We start from the raw sequence: 2538 nt of genomic DNA, 5'->3' as shown, positions 1-2538 counted from the left end.
GGGATCTCGGCGGCCCGACGCAGGGCATCGTTGGCTTGATCGGTCCGGTCGAGCGAGCGCAGCACCAGCCCCAGGTTGAGCCAGGCGGCCGCGAACTCCGGGTCTGCCTCCACTGCACGGCGGAAGGCTCGGGCAGCATCACGGCGCTCGCCGGTGGCGGCCAGCGCATTGCCGAGCCCGAACTGGGCCAGGGCAAGTCCGGGCTCACGGTCCGCCAATGCCCGCCACGCGGGCACCGACGTCTCGGCCCCCTGCACCGACTCGAATGCCGAGATGGCCTTCGCGGTCTCGCGTCCGACCGGCGAGGCCGGCAATTCGCCCGGGGGAAGCGCGACGAAGGCCCAGCGACCCGAACGCGCCCAGGTGTTATCGAAGCGCCCCATCCCCGTTTCCATGCGCGGGGTCTCGCCGCTGTGAAGCACCAGGCGCTCCTCGTCGAGGTCGTAGCCGATCACCACCGCGTAGTGCCAGGCCGGCCACCACGGCAAGGACAGGTTCTGCAGCACGGCCACCGGCCGATCCGCGGCAGCCTCCTGCAGGAGCGCATCCATCGTGCCGGGTATCACGAAGGGGATCAGCCCATGGCGACGCACGGTGGCCAGCATTTCCGGCTGAACGCTGCCCTCGCGACCGGGCAGGAAGACCTGGGGGATCAGCTCGTCGACGCTGGCCGGCTGCCCCGCGTGGTTCAACACCATGGCGAGTACCGCGGGTCCGCACTGGTAGTCGCGCTGTCCGTGGAAGGGCACGTCCTCCAGCACCTGTCGTTCGGGCACCGCCGACCGGGTCGTCTCGGACAACGGGGGCGTGGTAGCGCAGCCGCCGAGCAGCGTAGCCATCGCCAGAAAGAGAAAAGCGCCCGACCAGCGGGCGCCTTGAATGCTGCGGTTTCGCATGTTCACGATGTCCCGCTATCAGCGGGTGAACGGAAAGACATGAGTCAGGCCCAGCAGGTCGGTGACCAGCAGGATGATGAACACGGCAAGCAACACACCGACCACACTGTTCGCGCCAGCGGGCAACTGGTCGAGGCGCTCGCTCATCTGACGCACCTCCTCGTCTGACAGCGCCGCGACGCGCTGCTCCACCTCGGCGGGGTCGACGCCTTGGGCAACCAGCTGGCTGCGCACGTCATCGCGGGCCAGCAACTCGGTGATTCGTTCACGATCGGCACTGGCCTGGTCGGCGTTCACCGCTTCCTGGGTCGTGACCATCCCGTTGATCACCGAAGAGGGGGCTGCCATTGCCGGCATGCTGCCCACGGTGAACGAGGCAATCACGAACGGACTGACGACTCGAGCGACTCGTTTCATCACAGTTTCCTCTGGTTTGAGCAAAAACCCGCGTGGCGGATCGGGCATTCCACAGTCGCCCAGGGCCCGAATCTGCCGGGCCTTCGGCAAACAGGTGGTTGTCCCGATCGCGGCGAAACTCGCGGTCAGCGGGTGAACGGATAGACGCTGGTCAGGCCAAGCAGGTCGGTGACCAGCAGGATGACGAAGACCGCGAACAGGGCCCCGATCACGGCATTGGCACCGGCCGGCATCTGGTCGAGACGCTCACTCATCTGGTGAACCTCTTCGTCGGACAGCGCCGCGACACGCTGCTCCACCTCGGCGGGGTCGACGCCCTGGGCGACCAACTGACTGCGCACGTCATCGCGGGCCAATAGCTCGGCGATTCGTTCCCGGTCGGCGCTGGCCTGGTCGGCGTTCACCGCCTCCTGGGTCGTGACCATCCCGTTGATCACCGCGGACGGAGCGGCCATGGCCGGCATGCTGCCCATGGTGAACGAGGCAATCACGAACGGAGTGACGACTCGAGCAACTTGTTTCATGGGATATCCCTCTGGTTGAAACCGTAATGCGCCCGGCGCACCGGACTCTCCGTTGAGTGTAGTCAAATTCTGGCGGGTTCCCACCTGAGGGGAAGTCAGTCGGCAGGAAGGGCATCCTGTCATTCCTGCCGCAACCCCAGCTTGTCCATGCGGTAGCGGAACTGCCGCGGTGTCATGCCCAGCCGGGCGGCCGCCTGGGTCTTGTTGCCGCCCGTGTCGCGCAACGCCTGCATCAGCGCATCGGCCTCGTCTTCACGCACCCAGCGATAGCCGCGCCCTGCCACGACAGGCGCCGCATGGCCGACCATGCCGCTCGGCGGGGCCACGGACTCGCCCTCGATCCCCGAGCCTGCGTTCGATACCGGCTGACCGGCGGCCGGCATGGCGCCCGCCTCGAGGTGGTCGCTGACGTGCGATTCATGGGTGAGAATCAACTCGATGTCGGCCACGGTGATCCACCCGTTCTGCGCGACCAGCACCGCGCGCTTGATCACGTTCTCCAGTTGGCGGATGTTGCCGGGCCAGTTGTAGGCCGCCAGCCGGTCGAGCACGCCGGTCTCGAAGGCGGCATTGCGATCGAACTCCTGACTGGCGACCTGCAGGAAGTGCCGGGCGAGCAGCTTCACGTCGCCGTCGCGCTCTCGCAAAGCCGGCAGGTGGATGGGAAAGACGTTCAGCCGGTAGAACAGGTCGATGCGAAA

Annotated in this window: 4 protein-coding genes; all 4 read right to left on the bottom strand. The window is 66.9% G+C overall.

Annotated elements, in window-relative coordinates:
* On the bottom strand, positions 1–896 hold an 896-nt coding region (locus ACESL5_RS09770; protein ID WP_372592590.1), incomplete at its 3' end, for a PA2778 family cysteine peptidase.
* Positions 897–914: 18 nt separating this feature from the next.
* Positions 915–1313 (bottom strand): PA2779 family protein, encoded by a 399-nt coding sequence (locus ACESL5_RS09765; RefSeq protein WP_372592589.1) that lies wholly within the window; start codon positions 1311–1313, stop codon positions 915–917.
* A 125-nt stretch (positions 1314–1438) separates the two neighbouring features.
* Entirely contained in the window at positions 1439–1837 is a 399-nt protein-coding gene (locus ACESL5_RS09760; RefSeq protein ID WP_372592588.1) for a PA2779 family protein, read from the bottom strand.
* A 119-nt stretch (positions 1838–1956) separates the two neighbouring features.
* The coding region (locus tag ACESL5_RS09755; RefSeq protein WP_372592587.1) for a helix-turn-helix domain-containing protein at positions 1957–2538 on the bottom strand (582 nt) is incomplete at its 5' end.

The sequence above is a fragment of the Guyparkeria sp. genome, assembly GCF_041687595.1.
GTDB lineage: Bacteria > Pseudomonadota > Gammaproteobacteria > Halothiobacillales > Halothiobacillaceae > Guyparkeria.
The sequence above is the reverse complement of the archived record's forward strand: the minus strand, read 5'-3'. Positions and strand labels throughout refer to the sequence as shown.